At 68.7% G+C, this 16,752-nt stretch carries 15 protein-coding genes; 9 read left to right on the forward strand and 6 right to left on the reverse strand.

Annotation, left to right across the window (positions count from 1 at the left end; genetic code table 11):
- Nucleotides 1-31: 31 nt before the first annotated feature.
- Nucleotides 32-235 (reverse strand): YdcH family protein, encoded by a 204-nt coding sequence (locus tag SOM39_RS10475; RefSeq protein WP_068848155.1) that lies wholly within the window; start codon nt 233-235, stop codon nt 32-34.
- A gap of 96 nt (nt 236-331) precedes the next feature.
- On the opposite strand from SOM39_RS10475, the gene ttcA reads away from it, so the two are divergent.
- The 4 genes from ttcA to SOM39_RS10495 all read left to right on the forward strand — a co-directional run bounded on the left by ttcA (nt 332) and on the right by SOM39_RS10495 (nt 3,755).
- Entirely contained in the window at nt 332-1,204 is an 873-nt protein-coding gene (ttcA, locus tag SOM39_RS10480) for a tRNA 2-thiocytidine(32) synthetase TtcA (protein WP_320458288.1), read from the forward strand.
- Nucleotides 1,205-1,237: 33 nt separating this feature from the next.
- Nucleotides 1,238-2,143: a recombination-associated protein RdgC gene (locus SOM39_RS10485; protein ID WP_068848158.1), complete on the forward strand. Its 906-nt coding sequence runs from the start codon at nt 1,238-1,240 to the stop codon at nt 2,141-2,143.
- A 78-nt stretch (nt 2,144-2,221) separates the two neighbouring features.
- Nucleotides 2,222-3,001, forward strand: coding sequence for a SprT family zinc-dependent metalloprotease (locus SOM39_RS10490; protein WP_320458289.1), 780 nt, complete (start codon nt 2,222-2,224; stop codon nt 2,999-3,001).
- A gap of 151 nt (nt 3,002-3,152) precedes the next feature.
- Nucleotides 3,153-3,755: a hypothetical protein gene (locus tag SOM39_RS10495; RefSeq protein ID WP_320458290.1), complete on the forward strand. Its 603-nt coding sequence runs from the start codon at nt 3,153-3,155 to the stop codon at nt 3,753-3,755.
- On the opposite strand, the gene SOM39_RS10500 is transcribed toward SOM39_RS10495, so the two are convergent.
- Nucleotides 3,674-4,552 carry a methylglyoxal synthase gene (locus tag SOM39_RS10500; protein ID WP_320458291.1) on the reverse strand — a complete coding sequence of 293 codons (879 nt, stop codon included), beginning with the start codon at nt 4,550-4,552 and terminating at the stop codon, nt 3,674-3,676. The two genes, SOM39_RS10495 and SOM39_RS10500, sit on opposite strands and share 82 nt — an antisense overlap.
- 134 nt (nt 4,553-4,686) lie before the next feature.
- Between SOM39_RS10500 and SOM39_RS10505 the strand changes: the two genes are divergently transcribed.
- The gene (locus SOM39_RS10505) at nt 4,687-4,959 is read left to right on the forward strand and encodes a hypothetical protein (RefSeq protein ID WP_095362439.1); all 273 of its coding nucleotides are present in this window, start codon (nt 4,687-4,689) and stop codon (nt 4,957-4,959) included.
- 56 nt (nt 4,960-5,015) lie between these two features.
- On the opposite strand, the gene SOM39_RS10510 is transcribed toward SOM39_RS10505, so the two are convergent.
- The 3 genes from SOM39_RS10510 to SOM39_RS10520 all read right to left on the reverse strand — a co-directional run bounded on the left by SOM39_RS10510 (nt 5,016) and on the right by SOM39_RS10520 (nt 11,507).
- Complete coding sequence (locus SOM39_RS10510) at nt 5,016-6,461, reverse strand: FAD-dependent oxidoreductase (RefSeq protein ID WP_095362440.1); 1,446 nt, start codon at nt 6,459-6,461, stop codon at nt 5,016-5,018.
- Between the two features lie 18 nt (nt 6,462-6,479).
- Entirely contained in the window at nt 6,480-10,934 is a 4,455-nt protein-coding gene (gltB, locus tag SOM39_RS10515) for a glutamate synthase large subunit (RefSeq protein WP_320458292.1), read from the reverse strand.
- 165 nt (nt 10,935-11,099) lie between these two features.
- Complete coding sequence (locus SOM39_RS10520; RefSeq protein WP_068848170.1) at nt 11,100-11,507, reverse strand: I78 family peptidase inhibitor; 408 nt, start codon at nt 11,505-11,507, stop codon at nt 11,100-11,102.
- A gap of 135 nt (nt 11,508-11,642) precedes the next feature.
- Between SOM39_RS10520 and SOM39_RS10525 the strand changes: the two genes are divergently transcribed.
- Nucleotides 11,643-12,713, forward strand: a complete 1,071-nt coding sequence (locus SOM39_RS10525; protein WP_184126301.1) for a DNA topoisomerase IB — start codon at nt 11,643-11,645, stop codon at nt 12,711-12,713.
- Nucleotides 12,714-12,735: 22 nt separating this feature from the next.
- On the opposite strand, the gene SOM39_RS10530 is transcribed toward SOM39_RS10525, so the two are convergent.
- Nucleotides 12,736-13,077 (reverse strand): hypothetical protein, encoded by a 342-nt coding sequence (locus SOM39_RS10530; protein WP_093535333.1) that lies wholly within the window; start codon nt 13,075-13,077, stop codon nt 12,736-12,738.
- A gap of 176 nt (nt 13,078-13,253) precedes the next feature.
- Here SOM39_RS10530 and SOM39_RS10535 point away from each other — a divergent pair, with 176 nt between their 5' ends.
- The 3 genes from SOM39_RS10535 to SOM39_RS10545 all read left to right on the forward strand — a co-directional run bounded on the left by SOM39_RS10535 (nt 13,254) and on the right by SOM39_RS10545 (nt 16,736).
- Entirely contained in the window at nt 13,254-14,354 is a 1,101-nt protein-coding gene (locus SOM39_RS10535) for an SDR family oxidoreductase (protein WP_320458293.1), read from the forward strand.
- Nucleotides 14,355-14,486: 132 nt separating this feature from the next.
- Nucleotides 14,487-14,873 (forward strand): BlaI/MecI/CopY family transcriptional regulator, encoded by a 387-nt coding sequence (locus SOM39_RS10540; protein WP_093535329.1) that lies wholly within the window; start codon nt 14,487-14,489, stop codon nt 14,871-14,873.
- Nucleotides 14,874-14,876: 3 nt separating this feature from the next.
- The gene (locus SOM39_RS10545; RefSeq protein WP_320458294.1) at nt 14,877-16,736 is read left to right on the forward strand and encodes a M56 family metallopeptidase; all 1,860 of its coding nucleotides are present in this window, start codon (nt 14,877-14,879) and stop codon (nt 16,734-16,736) included.
- The last annotated feature ends 16 nt before the right edge of the window (nt 16,737-16,752 follow it).

The raw sequence follows: 16,752 nt of genomic DNA on the forward strand, positions 1-16,752 counted from the left end.
ATTCGTAGCGCCGGCCGTTGGCCGGCATTCCTTACGCCGGCTCGTCCGGAATCAACATGTCTTCCAGCTTCGCAATGCGGTCCTTGAGCTGGAGCTTGCGGCGCTTCAGGCGCTTGAACTCCAGCTCATCCTCGCCATTGGCGGCCATGCGCTGGATCTTGTCATCCAGGTCACGATGCTCCTGCCGGAGGTTGGCAAGCAGGTCGGTGATCTGTTCGGGCGTCAGGGTATCCACAGTCGTCGAGCATACACATCCGGCATGACGCCCGGGAGTGAACGCAGTCACTTCCCCACACCGATGGCAACCAGTGCGAGCCGGTAGAATGACCGGATGCCTGCCGTGCTGCCCCTGCCCGATCCGCTCCCCCGCGCCCCGCGCACGGACGCGGCCGCGCAGGACAAACTGGCGCGCAGGCTGCGCCGCCAGGTGGGCCAGGCGATCGCCGACTTCGGCATGATCGAGGACGGCGACCGCATCATGGTCTGCCTGTCCGGTGGCAAGGACAGCTACACCCTGCTGGACGTGCTGCTGCAGCTGCAGAAAAAGGCCCCGGTGGCCTTCGAACTGGTGGCGGTGAACCTGGATCAGAAACAGCCGGGCTTCCCCGGACACGTGCTGCCGGAGTACCTGGCCTCGATCGGCGTGGCTTACCAGATCATCGAACAGGACACCTATTCGGTGGTGAGCCGGGTCATTCCCGAAGGCCGCACGATGTGCTCGCTGTGCTCGCGGCTGCGTCGCGGCGCCCTGTACCGGCATGCGGCGGAACATGGCTTCAGCAAGATCGCACTCGGCCACCACCGCGACGACAGCGTGGCCACGTTCTTCCTCAACCTGTTCCACCACGCCAAGCTCTCCGCGATGCCGCCCAAGCTGCGCAGCGACGATGGCCAGCACGTGGTGATCCGCCCGCTGGCCTATGTCAGCGAGCGCGACATCGCACAGCATGCGCAGGCGCGCGGTTTCCCGATCATTCCGTGCACGCTGTGCGGCAGCCAGGACAACCTGCAGCGCCGCCAGGTGGCGCAGATGCTGCAGCAGTGGGAGGATCAACACCCCGGGCGGATCGACCAGATCGCGCGTGCGCTGGGCAACATCCACCCGTCGCAGCTGGCCGACCCGGCCCTGTTCGATTTCATGGCGCTGGGCCGCACCGCGGTCGCGCCCAGCCCGCCGTCGGCCTGGACCGACGGCACCCCCTGACCTTCCCTTTCACGCCTTCCTATCCGGATTTCCATGTTCTTTCGCAACCTGACGCTGTTCCGCTTCCCGACCGCCACTGATTTCTCTGAAGTCGATACCCTGCTGCCGCAGGTGCTGCTCAAGCCGGTCGGCCCGCTTGAAATGAGTTCGCGCGGTTTCATCTCCCCGTTCGGTCGTGAGGAAAAGGCCGTGTTCTCGCACCGCGTCGGCGACGCGCTGTGGCTGACCGTGGGCGGTGAGGACAAGATCCTGCCGGGCGCGGTGGTCAACGACCTGCTGGCCCGCAAGCTGGAAGAGATCGAAGAGAAGGAGGGGCGCAAGCCCGGCGGGCGCGAGCGCAAGCGCCTGAAGGACGACCTGCTGCATGAGCTGATGCCGCGTGCCTTCGTGAAGAGCTCGCGCACTGACGCGCTGATCGACCTGACCCACGGCTACGTGGCGGTGGACTGCTCGAGCAGCAAGAAAGGCGAGAACATGATGTCCGACATCCGTGGCCTGCTCGGCAGCTTCCCGGCCATGCCGCTGAACGCGGAAGTGGCGCCACGCTCGATCCTGACCGGCTGGATCGCCGGTGAGCCGCTCCCCACCGGGCTGAGCCTGGGCGAAGAGTGCGAGATGAAGGACCCGGCCGAGGGCGGCGCGGTGGTCAAGTGCCAGCACCAGGAACTGCGCTGCGACGAGATCGACAAGCACCTGGACGCCGGCAAGCAGGTGACCAAGCTGGCCCTGGTGTTCGAGGACAACCTGTCCTTCGTGCTGGGCGACGACCTGATCGTGCGCAAGCTGAAGTTCCTGGACGGCGCCCTGGACCAGCTCGAGCACGCCGACGAAGACGGCCGCCGCGCCGAGCTGGATGCCCGTTTCGCCCTGCAGAGCGGCGAAGTGCGGCGCCTGTTCCTGCTGCTGGAAGAGGCCTTCAAGCTGAGCAAAGCCGACTGAGGCACCGGGCGGGGTCCTGCCCCGCCCCTTTACACCCCGCAGTCATATCCCGCGCACCACGGGCGTTATGCTGTACCCATGCCCGGATTCCTCCGCCGCCTGATCTCCCCGGCCGTTGCCCCCACCCTGCAGCGCGACACCGTGCGCCTGCGCCTGGAGGATGCCGAGATCGACGTGCTGCGCGTGCGCGATCCGCGTGCCCGCCGGATCAAACTGAGTGTCGACGAACGCGGCGTGCGGCTGACCCTGCCGCCGCGCGCCAGCCTGGTGATGGGCGAACGTTTCCTCGAACAGCACCGCGGTTGGTTGTCCACGCAGCTGCGCAGTTACCAGGCGCAGAACCTGCCACCGCCGCTGGTGATCGGCGAACCCGGCGTGCTGCCGCTGCGTGGCGAACTGCTGCCATTGCGGTGGGATACCGGGCGCTATGCGCACCTGGAGCTGGACGGCACCGGCGTGTGCATGCACCTGCCGGCCCGCGGTACTGATGCCACGGTGAAGCGCGCGCTGCACGAGTTCTACGAAGCGCAGACCCGCGCCGATGTCGGCCAGTGGCTGCCGCGCTACCTGCCCAGCCTGCCGCGCGCACCAGCGCGCCTGCGGCTGAAGGTGATGTCCTCGCAATGGGGCTCGCTGGCCCCCGATGGCAGCATGGCGTTGGACCTGGCGCTGGTGCTGGGGCGGCCGTCGGCGTTCGAGTACGTGCTGGTGCATGAGCTCTGCCATCTGATCCAGGCCAATCATTCGCCTGCGTTCTGGGACGAAGTGGAACAGCGCTTCCCGGCGTGGCGTGAGGAACGGGATTACTTCCAACTGGAAGGGCGGCGGCTCAAGGCGATGCTGCGGCAGCTGCTTTAATCACGCTTTCGGTGGGGGTTGCCACGCACGGCGTGGCACTACGCATACGGTGGCGGAACCGCGCCGGGCGTGCCCAGATTCGACCTTGTTGCATGGGATCACTGCTGGGTACGCGGGAATCTGGCGGCTTCTGCCGCCACCCGGAATGCCCATGTCGACGATGGCCTCGGTTGCCTTCGATGTGCTCACCAATGTGCTGGCGGCCGCCGTGCTGGGCACGGCGGCGATGCTGCGTGCGCGCGTACCGGATGTCTCCGGGGTGTGGACGCTGACCCGTTACGGCCAGGGACCTGAGCGCCACGCCGAGGCCGTGTACCTGGTGATGCTGTCGCAGAACGGGGTGCGCGTGGAAGGCGTGGCCGAGTGCGTGCAGTGCCGCGTTGGAAACGGACCGTTACGGTTGCTGCCCGGCCGCGAACGGCCACGGGTGGAAGTCAGTGGTGGCCTGTACGGCAGCGTGTTCCATCGCAAGCGCTTCCGCCTGCTGTTCCGCGAAAGCGCGCGGCGCCAGGGCAGCATCGCCACCCACGGCATGGACCGCCGTGAAAGCGACGACCACTGGCGCGGCAGCTACATCCTCAGTGCCGGCGGCCGCAGTGGCCCCAGTGAGTGGCGACGGGGGCAGGGCGCGCATGATTTCGCCGTGGCCAGCGATGCATACGCACCCCGTGATCAGGGCGAAGCGCGTGCGCGCAGTGTGGCCGCCTGCGCCCAGCGTGCGGCCACGCGCGGGGCGGTGATGCACACCGCCTGATCGGTCACGGTGGTGACGGCGCGCTCCAGCAGCTGGATGTCGGCTTCGTGCTGGCGCGCCACGTGCGGGTCTTCGAAGAAGATCGCGCGCTGGCAGCGGCCTTCCAGCACCTGGTCGGCGATCTGCGCGTCGCCGCCCATCGGGCCGCTCTGGTAGCGGGTCACCCACTCCTGGTCCCTGGCCCAGCCCCGGCTCCAGGCCAGTTCATTCAGGCGCTGGCCGGTGGTGCCGGTACCCACGCGGCTGCGGAAGCGCGAGAGCAGCGCGAAGTGTTCGTCGGCGAAGGCCAGCATGGCCGGCTTCATCGCATCGTGCGCGATCAGCGCCAGCGTGTGCTGCTCGAATGCATGCAGGTCATCGGCGCCGGGATCGGCGGCCAGGCCGGCGTGCACGCGTTCCACTTCGATCCAGTCGCGCGCGGTGGCCACGGTGGAGATGAAGGGCTTGCCGTGGATCACGCACTGGCGCTTGAGGGCGGTGGCTTCGGGGAACACCGAGGACGGGTCGACCGGGTCCATCAGGTAGATCGCGCCGTCGAGGGTGCGCTCGGGCGTGCCCATGCCCACCACCTCGGCGACCAGCTTCATCAGGCCGCCCTCGCGGCCGTTCGGGTAGCGGCGCAGGGTGGCGAAATCGGGCAGGAAGCCCAGCCGCTGGATGGCGTCATAGGTGCGGCCGACCGCATGCAGCTCCACGCCCAGCTCGCGCAGCCCGGTGTCGCTGGCGCGCAGCCAGCGGAACAGTGCAGCGTGCTTGTCGTGGTGGTGCAGCCGATTGGCGGCCAGGCCGATGCGCATGGGAATCATCCGGGAGAGTGGGGCATCCGCGACATTACCAGCCCTTCACGACAATTCGTAAAAGTTGCATAGCCGCATACCGGGGCCATAACCGACATTGGCCGCCATCAGCCGGTCAATCAGGACAAGCCCCCATGCCTCTCTCCGCTCCCCGCAACGCGCCGTCGGTGCAGACGCTGGCCCACGACCGTGGCGCCCGTATCCGCGCGCTGGGTCGCCTGCTGCGCCATGCGGCTCACGGCGATGCCGACGTCCTGCTGGTCGGGCTGGCGCGCATGCTGGATGCGCATATCGAATGCGACCACGCCGACGATGCGGGCAATGCCCGCATCCGCGACCAGCTGGATGAGATCCAGCTGTTGTTGGCCTTGGAAATCGAGCGCGCCGGGGTCCGGGCCGCCGCTTGAATCCGGCACTGCGTGGGCCGGCCAACGGCCGGCGCCAGCGTGCCCGGTGACCGCTGTCAGGCGGTGATCAGCGCCACGATTGCCGCCGCCGCATCGCGGCCTTCGGCCACGGCGGTCACCACCAGGTCCGCACCGCGCACCGCGTCGCCACCGGCGAACAGGCGCGGGTGGGCGGTCTGGAACGGCAGCCGGCCCTGGCCGCCGGCCAGGATACGGCCGTTGTTGCCCGCCTCCACGCCCTGCGCGGTCAGCCATGCCGGCGCGGTCGGCGAGAAGCCGAACGCGATGATCACCACGTCCGCTTCCAGCAGCGATTCGCTGCCCTCGATCGGCACCGCGTTGCGCCGGCCCTGTGCATCGGGCTCGCCCAGGTGGGTTTCCACCACGGTCACGCCGATCGCTTCGTCATCGGCACCGGCCTCGATCGACAGCGGCTGGCGGTTGAACAGGAAGCGCACGCCTTCTTCGCGGGCGTTGGCTACCTCGCGCGCCGAGCCCGGCATGCTGGCCTCGTCGCGGCGGTACGCGCAGGTCACCCGCGCCGCACCCAGCCGCACCGCGCTGCGCACGCAGTCCATGCCGGTATCGCCGCCACCCAGTACCACCACGCGCTTGCCCTCCAGGTCGGGCAGGGCAAGCGTGTCTTCCCAGCCGGCAATCGGCCGGCCGTGGGCATCGCTGCCGCTGACGATGCGGCTGTTCTGCACCAGGAACGGCAGCGCCGGCAGCACGTTCTTCAGGTCCTGCCCGGGCAGCCCGCCATCGGTATAGCGGTAGGCACCGGTGCCGACGAACACCGCGTCGTAGTCGGCCAGCAGGGTTTCCAGGGTCACGTCGCGGCCGATCTCCACGCCCAGCCGGAACTGCACGCCCATGCCTTCCAGCACGTTGCGGCGGCGGCTGATCACCGACTTGTCCAGCTTGAAGCTGGGAATGCCGAACTGCAGCAGGCCCCCGATCTGTTCGTAGCGGTCGTACACCACCGCCTGCACGCCGGCATGCGCCAGGCGGTCGGCACAGGCCAGGCCGGCCGGGCCGGCGCCGATCACCGCTACGCGCTTGCCGGTGCTTTCCACCGCCGCCATGTCTGGCCGCCAGCCGGTGGCCAGCGCGGTATCGACGATGTATTTCTCCACCGCGCCAATGGTGACCGCGCCGAATTCCTCCAGCGTGCAGCTGCCTTCGCACAGGCGGTCCTGCGGGCACACCCGGCCGCACACTTCCGGCAGCGGGTTGGTGGAATGGCACAGCGTGGCCGCTTCGTGGATGCGGTTTTCCTGCACCAGCTGCAGCCACTGCGGAATGGCGTTGTGCACCGGGCACTTCCAGCTGCAGTAGGGGTTGCCGCAGTCCAGGCAGCGACCGGCCTGGTACTGGGCATCTTCCTTGCCGAACTTTCCGTACAGCTCACCCCAGTCGCCGGAGGTGCGCAGTTCCACCGGAATGCGCTGCGGCATGGTCCGGGGCAGGTCGAGGAACTGGAAGGCGTGCTTGCGGCTCATGTATGGGAATCCAGGAAATCAGGCGGCGCGGCGCAGCGATTCGGTCAGCGATTCAATGCTGGCGGCCTTGGGTTTGACCAGCCAGAACTTGCCCACGTAATCGCGGAATTCGTCCAGGATCTGCTGGGCCCAGATGCTGCCGGTGAGCTCGCGGTGGCGGCTGATCAGCGTGTGCAGGTGCTGGCGGTGGTTCTCGAAGCCTTCGGCCGAAATGCGGTGAATGTCGATCAGTTCGTGGTTGTAGCGGTCCACGAAGTCGCGGTCGATATCCAGCACGTAGGCCAGCCCGCCGGTGAAGCCGGCACCGAAGTTCAGCCCCACCTTGCCCAGCACCAGCACGATGCCGTCGGTCATGTACTCGCAGCAGTGGTCGCCGGCGCCTTCGATGACCGCCAGCGCGCCGGAGTTGCGCACGCCGAAGCGTTCGCCCGCGCGGCCGGCGGCGAACAGCTCACCGCCGGTGGCGCCGTACAGGCAGGTGTTGCCGATGATGGCGGTGTTGCGCGCTTCGAAGCGTGCGCCGCGCGGCGGGCGTACCACCAGGCGGCCACCGGCCATGCCCTTGCCCACGTAATCGTTGGCTTCGCCTTCCACTTCCAGCTGCAGGCCGCCCACGTTGAATGCGCCGAAGCTCTGCCCGGCGGTGCCACGGAAGCGCAGGGTCAGCGGCGCATCGCTCATGCCCTGGTTGCCATGCGCGCGCGCGATGGCGCCGGACAGGCGGGTGCCGATGGAGCGGTCGGTGTTGTGGATCAGGAAGCGGTGTTCGCCGCCCAGCTTGCCGGCAATGGCCGGGGCCAGCAGGCCATCCATCTGCGTGGCCAGGCTGTCCGGCGATTCGTACAGGCGCTGCGCGGCGCAGTGGCTGCCGCCGTACTGGGCCGGGTTGAGCAGGCGCGACAGATCCACCTTGACGCCCGGGCGCGGGGCGACGTCCAGCTGCTGCAGCAGGTCGGTGCGGCCCACGATCTCGTCCAGCGAGCGCACGCCCAGGTAGGACAGCCAGCCGCGCACTTCCTCGGCCAGCAGCCGGAAGAAATTCTCCACGCGCTCGGGCAGGCCGGTGAAATACTGCGCGCGCAGGCGCTCGTCCTGGGTGGCTACGCCGGTGGCGCAGTTGTTGAGGTGGCAGATGCGCAGGTACTTGCAGCCCAGCACGATCATCGGCGCGGTGCCGAAGCCGAAACTGTCCGCGCCCAGCAGCGCGGCCTTGATCACGTCCAGGCCGGTCTTCAGGCCGCCGTCGGTCTGCAGCAGGGTGCGCCCGCGCAGGTCGTTGGCCACCAGCGCCTGGTGCGATTCGGCCACGCCCAGTTCCCACGGCACGCCGGCGTAGCGGATCGAGCTGACCGGGCTGGCACCGGTGCCGCCATCATGGCCGGACACGGTGATCAGGTCCGCACCGGCCTTCACCACGCCGGCGGCGATGGTGCCCACGCCGGCATGCGAGACCAGCTTCACCGACACCAGTGCATCGGGGTTGACCTGCTTGAGGTCGTAGATGAGCTGGGCCAGGTCTTCGATCGAATAGATGTCGTGGTGCGGCGGCGGCGAGATCAGGCCGATGCCCGGCTTGGCATAACGCAGCCGCGCGATCAGTTCGTTGACCTTGTGCCCGGGCAGCTGCCCGCCTTCGCCGGGCTTGGCGCCCTGGGCCACCTTGATCTGCAGTACTTCGGCATTTACCAGGTATTCGGCGGTGACGCCGAAGCGGCCCGAGGCCACCTGCTTGATCTTGCTGCGCTTGTTGGTGCCATAGCGCACCGGGTCTTCGCCACCCTCACCGGAATTGCTGCGCCCACCCAGCCGGTTCATGGCGATGGCCAGCGCTTCATGCGCTTCGGGCGACAACGCACCCAGGCTGATCGCGGCGGTGTCGAAACGGCGGAACAGGTCTTCGGCCGGCGCCACCTCATCCAGCGGGGTCGGCGTGGGGGCGGCCTTGAGCTGCAGCAGGTCGCGCAGCGCCGACACCGGCCGGCCATGCACCGCATCGCAGTAGCGCTGCCAGTCGGCGGCATCCCCGCTGCGCGCGGCGCGCTGCAGGGTCATGACCACGTCGGGGTTGTACATGTGGTATTCGCCACCGTGCACGTACTTGAGCACGCCGCCCACGTCCGGGCGCAGCAGGTCGTTCCAGGCGCGCACGGTGAGCTCGCGCGCCTCATCGTCCAGCCGCGCGAAGCCTACGCCGGCCACGCGCGAGGGCGTTTCCGGGAAGCACAGGTCGACCACTTCGTCGTCCAGGCCGACGATCTCGAACAGCTGCGCGCCGCGGTAACTGGCCACGGTACAGATGCCCATCTTGGAGATGATCTTGGACAGGCCCTTGTAGATGCCCTTGCGGTAGCTGCGACCGATCTGCGACTGCTCGCCGCCCTTCTTCAGCTGCAGGATGCCGCGCCGGCCCAAATCGAACAGGGTCTGGTAGGCCAGGTACGGGTACACCGCGGTGGCGCCGAAGCCGAGCAGGCAGGCCATGTGGTGCGGGTCGCGCGCGGTGCCGGTTTCCAGGATCAGGTTGACGTCGCAGCGCAGCCCGGCGTTGGACAGGTGGTGGTGCACCGCACTGGTGGCCAGCAGCGCATGCACCATCGGTCGGTCGGCCACCGGGTAGCGGTCGCTGAGCAGCAGCATGACGATGCCTTCGCGCGCGGCCGCTTCGGCTTCGGCGCAGATGCGCTCGATGCCCGCCTTCAGCCCTTCGTCCAGGCTGTAGGAGAGGTCGATGAGCCGGTTGCGGTCCACGTACTGCGGCATCTTGATCAGCTGGCGCAGCTTGCGCTGGCTGAGCACCGGCGAATTGAGGATGACGTGGTTCACCGTCTCCGCGCCGGCATGGAAGATGTTGGTCTCCTTGCCGAGCTGGGTGGTGAGCGACATCACGCAGTCTTCCCGCAACGGATCGATCGGCGGGTTGGTGACCTGCGCGAAGGCCTGGCGGAAGTAATCGTAGAGCGGCCGGCTCTGCTGGCTGAGCACGGCCATCGGGGTGTCATCGCCCATCGACCCGGTGGCTTCCTGCTCGGTCTCGGCCAGTGGGCGCAGGATCTGCTCCACTTCCTCGGTGCTGAGCTGGAACAGCTTGTGGTAACTGCGCAGGGTGCGTTCGTCGAACGGCTCTTCCACCAGCGACGGGTCGATCAGCTCGGTCTGCAGGTAGGTCACGCCCTGCTGCAGCCATTGCTTGTACGGCGCGCGGCCACGGTTGATGCGGTCGATGGCATCCGAATCCAGCAGGTCGCCGCGCTTGAGGTCGATGGCCATCATCTCGCCCGGGCCCAGCTTGCCCTTGCGCACCACGCGTTCGGCCGGCACTTCCCACACGCCCGCTTCGGACGCCACCAGGAAGTGGCGGTCGGAGGTGAGCATCCAGCGCGCGGGGCGAAGCCCGTTGCGGTCCAACGTGCAGGCGGCATAGCGGCCATCGCAGGCGACGATGCCGGCCGGGCCGTCCCAGGGTTCGCTGTTGAGGCCGTAGAACTCGTAGAACGCGGCCAGATCGGCGTCCTTGAACTCCAGCGACTGGGTCGCCGGCGGCACCAGGATGCGCAGCGCCTGGATCAGTTCCATGCCGGCGCTGACCATCAGCTCCAGCATGTTGTCCAGGCTCTGCGAATCCGAGCCGTGCATGGAGATCACCGGGTTGAATTCGCCGATGTCGAAGCGCGGGGTCTTCCACACCTTGCTGCGCGCCTGCGCCCAGCGCCGGTTGCCTTCGATGGTGTTGATCTCGCCGTTATGGGCGAGCATGCGGAACGGGTGCGCCAGCGGCCAGCGCGGCAGCGTGTTGGTGGAGAAGCGCTGGTGGAAGACGATGGCGCTGGAGGCCAGGTCGTTGCGCTGCAGGTCCGGGTAGAACCGGCTCAGCTTGTCCGGCAGCACCATCCCCTTGTAGCTGATCGCGTTGGGGCTGAGCGTGGTGACGTAATAATCGGCATGTTCGCGCAGCTGCTGTTCGCTGCGGCGGCGGGCCAGGAACAGCGCCAGGGTGAAGGCGGCTTCGTCCTGGCCATGGCCGGCATCGACGAATACCTGTTCGATGTGGGGCAGGGTATCGCGGGCCAGCTGGCCGCACACGCTGGGATCGGTCGGCACCACGCGCCAGCCAAGCGGCTGGCAGCCGGCGTCGCGCAGTTGCTGTTCGAGGGTGTCGCGGCAGGCCTGGGCGGCGGCATCGTCGTGCGGCAGGAACACCACGCCGGCCGCATGCAGTTTGCCGAGGGTGATGCCGGCTTCGGCGGCCAGTGCCTGCAGGAACGCTTCGGGGCGGCGCAGCAACAGGCCGCAGCCGTCACCGGTGACACCGTCGGCGGCAACACCGCCGCGGTGGGTCATGCGCGACAGCGCCGCAATCGCGGTGTCGACCAGCAGCCGTGACGGCTGGTCATCCAGTTGCGCCACCATGCCGAAACCACAGGCATCGCGTTCGTCTTGTGGGTCGTAAAGCCCTTGGCGGTTGCGGGGGGCCATCTCTGCCTCAAAGTCGGGTGAGCGGCGACACTCGTCCCCGCTCAATCCGTTGAGCGCATCTGGAGGCACCGGATGCTTCGACTAGATCACAGTTGCTGCAACGCCGCAATACACGGTTGCACGCGCAACCAAACCCCTCGAAAACCCGCTTCCGGTACCCCCAATTCAGCCGCAGCGCAGGCCGGTGACCACGCCCTTTTCATCGACTTCAATGTTCAGCCGCTCGCCGACGAATTCCATGGTGGTCATGTCGTCCGGCTTGAGCACGCGCAGCTGGCGCGCGCTGGCATCCTGCTGCGCCTGCGCGCCGATGGCGTCGCTGTAGGGCTGGCCGACCAGGCTCTGCACCTGGTTGGCATCGCAGTTGCCGACCGGCGGTGCCTCGGTGGCTTTGGCCGTGGTGTCGGCGGGCGCCGCAGCGACTTCTTCGGCGGCCTTCTGCGCGTGGGTACCCGCTGCTTCCTGTTCGTCCATCGGCGGGGCCTTGCAGGCGCCCAGCAACAGCAGGGTGGGGACCAGGGCGGCAGCCAGGATCGTGGGGCCAAACGGGCGGCGGAAGGAGAAGGACGACATCGAGACTCCGGAGTTCCAGGCGGTAAACCGTGGAGCATATCGTCAAGGCGGGTGTGAGGTGTTTGTGTTGCGTTATTGACGCGGTGCCGTCGCGCCACCCACCACACTGCAGGCCCGTTCCGCCGCACCGCTTCCATGCCCGCACGCCTTGCCACCCCCGAAGCCACCGCAGCCCGCGACGCCGGCCTGCGGTATGTCACCGACGAGCTGCCCGGCATCGCCCGCCGCCGCGCCGGCAAGGGCTTCAGCTACCGCGACGCCGACGGTCACGCGGTCCGCGACGCTGCCACCCTGGCCCGGATCCGCTCGCTGGCGATCCCCCCCGCATACACCGATGTGTGGATCTGCGCGCTGGCCAACGGCCACCTGCAGGCGACCGGGCGCGATGCCCGCCGGCGCAAGCAGTACCGCTACCACCCGGACTGGGCGCGGGTGCGCGGCGATGGCAAGTTCGACCGGGTCATCGCCTTCGGCGAGGCGCTTCCGGCGCTGCGCCGCCGCCTTCGCCGCGATCTCAAGCTGCCCGGCTTCCCGCAGGACAAGGTGCTGGCGATCGTGGTCGCGCTGCTGGCCGAAACCCTGGTCCGCGTAGGCAACCCCGAGTACGCCCGCGACAACCGCTCCTACGGCCTGACCACCCTGCGCAACCGCCACCTCGAACTGGTCAAGGGCGGGCGTGCGCGCATGCGCTTCCGTGGCAAGTCGGGCCAGCAGCATGAGGTCGACATCGACGACACGCGGCTGGTGGGCCTGATCAAGGGCTGCCAGCAGCTGCCGGGGCAGGCCCTGTTCCAGTACCGGGATGATGACGGCGCGCTGCAGCCGGTCGATTCGGGGCAGGTCAACGCTTACCTGCGCGATGCGATGGGCACCGATTTCAGTGCCAAGGACTTCCGCACCTGGGGTGGCACGGTGGCCGCGCTGCGCCACTTCGCCGCCACGGCGCTGCCGGAGTCGCCCAGCGAGCGCGCGCTGGCCGCGCTGCAGAAGGAAGTGGTGTGCGAGGTGGCCACGCTGCTGGGCAACACCCCCTCGGTGTGCCGCAAGGCCTATATCGATCCCAGCGTGTTCGACGGCTGGCGCAGCGGGTCGCTGGCCCGGTTGGCCGGCCTGCGCGGCGAGCGGCAATGGGAGCAGGCGACGCTGAAGTTCCTGCGCAGCGCGCGGCGCACGGTGAAGAAGGCCAAGGCCGGGACCGCGCGCTGAGGGCGCGGTCCCGGCCAGGACATCAGCCGCAGTAGATGGCGGTGATGTTGTTGGTGCGGCCGGTCTCGATGGTCAGGCGTTCGCCACCGCTCTCCGCGCCCGGGCTGGGATTTGCCGCACCGCTGGCGGTGGGGCCACTCTCGGTGCGCTGGCCACGCAGCACGTTGACCTGCAGGCTGTCGCTGTCCACGCGGGCGCGCTCGATGGTGGCGGCCGACGCGGCCAGGCCCACGGCGCCACGCACCTTGTCGACATGGCACTGGCCGGAGATGACGCCGTCGATCGGCTGCACCTGCGCCACCGGTGTGCTGCTGCAGGCGGAAAGAAGGGTCACGGCGGCAACGGCAAGCAGGGGACGAAACATGGGGCGGCTCCAGCGGGGATTCTGGTGCCCACGATGCCGCTGCGTGCGTATGCGGCGGATGAAGCCGTACACGTCATGGCGACATGTCATTCACCGGATGCGACCGGCCCGGCCGCCACACTGCCCTTGCCTCGCCCTCCACCCGCATCGAGGCAAGTGCTACGAAGGAGTTGACCATGGCCACGGCCAAGAAAACCCGTAAACGTACGACCCCCGCCGCGACCTCCGCCGAGCCCAAGGCAACGCGCACCCGCACCCCCGTGGTGAAGACCGCTACCCGCAAGGCCGCCGCCACCGATCCGCGCGCCGCGCGCGTGGCCGCCCGCCAGCGCCGCCTTCAGGACCAGGAAAAGGCCAAGGACGCGCGCGCCGCGGCGAAGAAGGCCAGCAAGAAAGCTACCAAGAAGGCCACCCAGGCCGGCAGCCGCAAGCAGCCTGAAACCATGCCGGCGCAGCACATCGCCAAGCCGGGCAACGAACACGAACTGGATCTGGCGCCGCGCTTCCTGGCGCCGGATTACGTCGGCAGCGGCAAGCTCAAGGGCAAGCGCGCCATCATCACCGGCGCCGATTCTGGTATCGGCCGCGCGGTGGCCGTGCTGTTCGCCCGCGAAGGCGCCGATGTGGCCGTCCTGCATCTGGACGAACACGACGACGCTGAGGTCACCCGCCAGCACGTGGACGCCGAAGGCACCCGCTGCGTGGTGATCGCCGGTGACGTGCGTGATCCCAAATTCTGCAACAAGGCTGTCAAGCAGGTAGCCAAGGCGTTCGGCGGCATTGACATCCTGGTCAACAACGCCGCGTTCCAGCTCCACTGCGAACGCCTGGAAGACCTGGAAGACGAACACCTGCAGGAAACCCTGCAGACCAACATCGGCGGCTACATCCAGATGGCGCGCGCGGTACTGCCGCACCTGGAAGAGGGCGACTGCATCATCAACACCGGTTCGGAAACCGGGTTGTTCGGCAGCAAGGCGCTGATCGACTATTCGTCCACCAAGGGCGCCATCCATGCGTTCACCAAGGCGCTGGCCAGCCAGTTGCTGCCGCGCGGCATCCGCGTCAACGCGGTGGCCCCCGGCCCGGTGTGGACCCCGCTCAACCCGGCCGACAAGCAGGCGCCGGACGTGGCCGAATTCGGCAAGCACAGCGACATGGGCCGGCCGGCACAGCCGGAAGAACTGTCGCCGGCGTATGTGTTCCTGGCCTCGCCGATCACCGCCAGCTACATCAGCGGGGTGGTCCTGCCAGTCATGGGCGGCCCGAAGGGGTAAAGGCAGGCCGAAGGGGACGACATGCGACGCGGCGGCTTCCGCATTACCGTTCGTCGGCCGCCGCCGTCCGGCACTTGACGACATCTGTAGTCACGGGCATGGTGACGACACGTGTAGTCAACGGAGTGTGCCATGCGCGGCAAGACCATCGGGGACCAGGAACTGGCCCTGCTGCAGTACATAGCGGAACAGGACGACGCCAGCGTCGGCGAAGTGGCGGCCGGCTTCGGCGAGGAGCGTGGCCTGGCCCGCTCCACCGTGCTGACCATGATGGAGCGCCTGCGGGGCAAGGCGTATCTCCAGCGCCAGCAGGTCGAGGGCGTGTACCGCTACTCCGCCACCGGCGAGCAGGACAGCGTGGTGCAGGGCGCGGTGGCGAGTTTCGTGGAAAAGACGCTGCAGGGCTCGGTGTCGCCCTTCGTCGCCTTCATGTCGCACAAGGCCGAGGTCAGCGACAGCGAACTGGCCGAACTGGAAGCGCTGGTCGCACAGCTGCAATCACGCAAGCGGGAGGGCTGAGCCATGGACACCCTGATGATGGAACTGCTGACCCGCCTGGTCTGGACTTCCGTGCAGAGTGGCGTGCTGGTGGCACTGGTGTGGGGCGTGTGCCGGCTGCTGCCGCGGCTGCCCGCCGCCACGCGCTGCCGCCTGTGGTGGCTGGTGGCCCTGCAGGCCGTGCTGGGTCTGGTCTGGAGCAGCCCGCTCGAACTGGCGGTACTGCCGGCCCCGGGCATCGACAACGCCACCTTGGTGGCCCAGCCGATGGTGCAGGCGCCGACGACGCTGGCGCCGATGGCAATCGATACCGTGACCGCCGCGCCGACCGCTGCGTCGCTGTCCTGGCAGAGCGTGGTGTTCGCGCTGTGGGCGGCAGGCGTGATGCTGATGGTGGTGCACAGCCTGCGTGCCTACCGGCAGAGCCGCGCGCTGGTCCGCCATGCGGTGCCCTGCATCGACGCCGGGCTGCAGCAGGCGCTGCAGCTGGCCGCCGAAGCGCATGGGCTTGCCCGCGCGCCACAGCTGAAGCTGTCCGCGCAGATCCGTTCGCCGCAGCTGATCGGCCCGTGGAACCCGGTGCTGCTGCTGCCCGCACGTGAACTGCCGGCGATGGCCGCCGATGACCTGGACATGGCGCTGACCCATGAGCTGGTCCACCTGCAGCGCCGCGACCTGTGGTTCGGGCTGCTGCCCGCGCTGGCGCAGCACCTGCTGTTCTTCCACCCGCTGCTGCACGTGGCCGTGCGCGAATACGCGCTGGCCCGGGAAGAGGCGTGCGACAGCGCGGTGGTGGCCGGGCACGGGCATTGCCGCCACGACTACGGCCGCCTGCTGGTGCAGCTGGGCGTGGCGCCGCGGCCGGCGGTGGGCGTGGCCAGTGCCTCGCCCAACTTCCGCAGCCTCAAGCGCCGCCTGCTGACCCTGCAGCAGACCGGCAGTTTCCCGCGCGTGGCCTCGCTGGCGATCACCGCGCTGTTCGTGGTGATCGGGGTGGCGCCGATGCGGTTGGTGGCTGCGGTTCCGCCCCCGCCGCCAGCACCACCGGTGCTGACCGCTCCCGCTGCCCCTGCTGCCCCTGCGGTTCCGGCCGCACCGGCTGTGCCGGCGGCCGTCGCCGCGCCAGCGGCCCCGGCGGTGCCACGTCCGGCATCGGCACCGCGCCCGGTCACTGCACCGCGTGCACCGGCGCCCCCGGCCGCACCCGCACCGCCGCCGCACCCGGACAGTGTGAGCAGCAGCACCAGCACCAGTACCACCACCATCACCCACGGTCGTCTGGACCTCTCGCACCAGCCGCGCCAGGCCTTCGTGCTGATGGGCGGCGGCGACAACTTCGTCGATGCCTCGATGGCCGACCTCAAGCAGGCACAGCGTGATGTACAGGGTCGCGACCCGGCGCTGTGGGTGCGCGTCGGCAACGAGCGTTACCTCGTGCGCGATCCCGCGCTGCTGAAGTCGCTGTCCCAGGCGCAGCAGCAGGTGGCCAGGTTGGGCGAGCAGCAGGGCGCGCTGGGCGACCGCATGGGCGCATTGGGCGAGCAGCAGGGTGAGCTGGGCGAGCGCATTGCCGAGGTGGCGATGCGCGCCAGCCGCGATGCGATGGAGTCGATGGATGCGGCGGAAATGGCCAACAATGCCGCGCGTACGCGCAAGGGCGATGCCGCACTGGCCGAACGCGCGGCGCAGCGCGCCAAGGCGGACGCCGCGGCAGCGGTGGACCACCGCCGGATTGCCGAGATTTCCCGCCAGCAGGCCGAACTGGCCCGCCAGCAGTCAGGCCTGGCGCAGCAGCAGAGCATCGCTTCGGCCCAGATCGCCCGCGACGTGCGCAAGGCGTTCGACAAAGCGCTGGCCGACGGCACCGCGCAGCGTCTGCGCTGAACCAGCCGATCAACGC

Origin of the sequence: Stenotrophomonas sp. CFBP8994, assembly GCF_034044835.1 — a bacterium.
Lineage (GTDB): Bacteria > Pseudomonadota > Gammaproteobacteria > Xanthomonadales > Xanthomonadaceae > Stenotrophomonas > Stenotrophomonas rhizophila_A.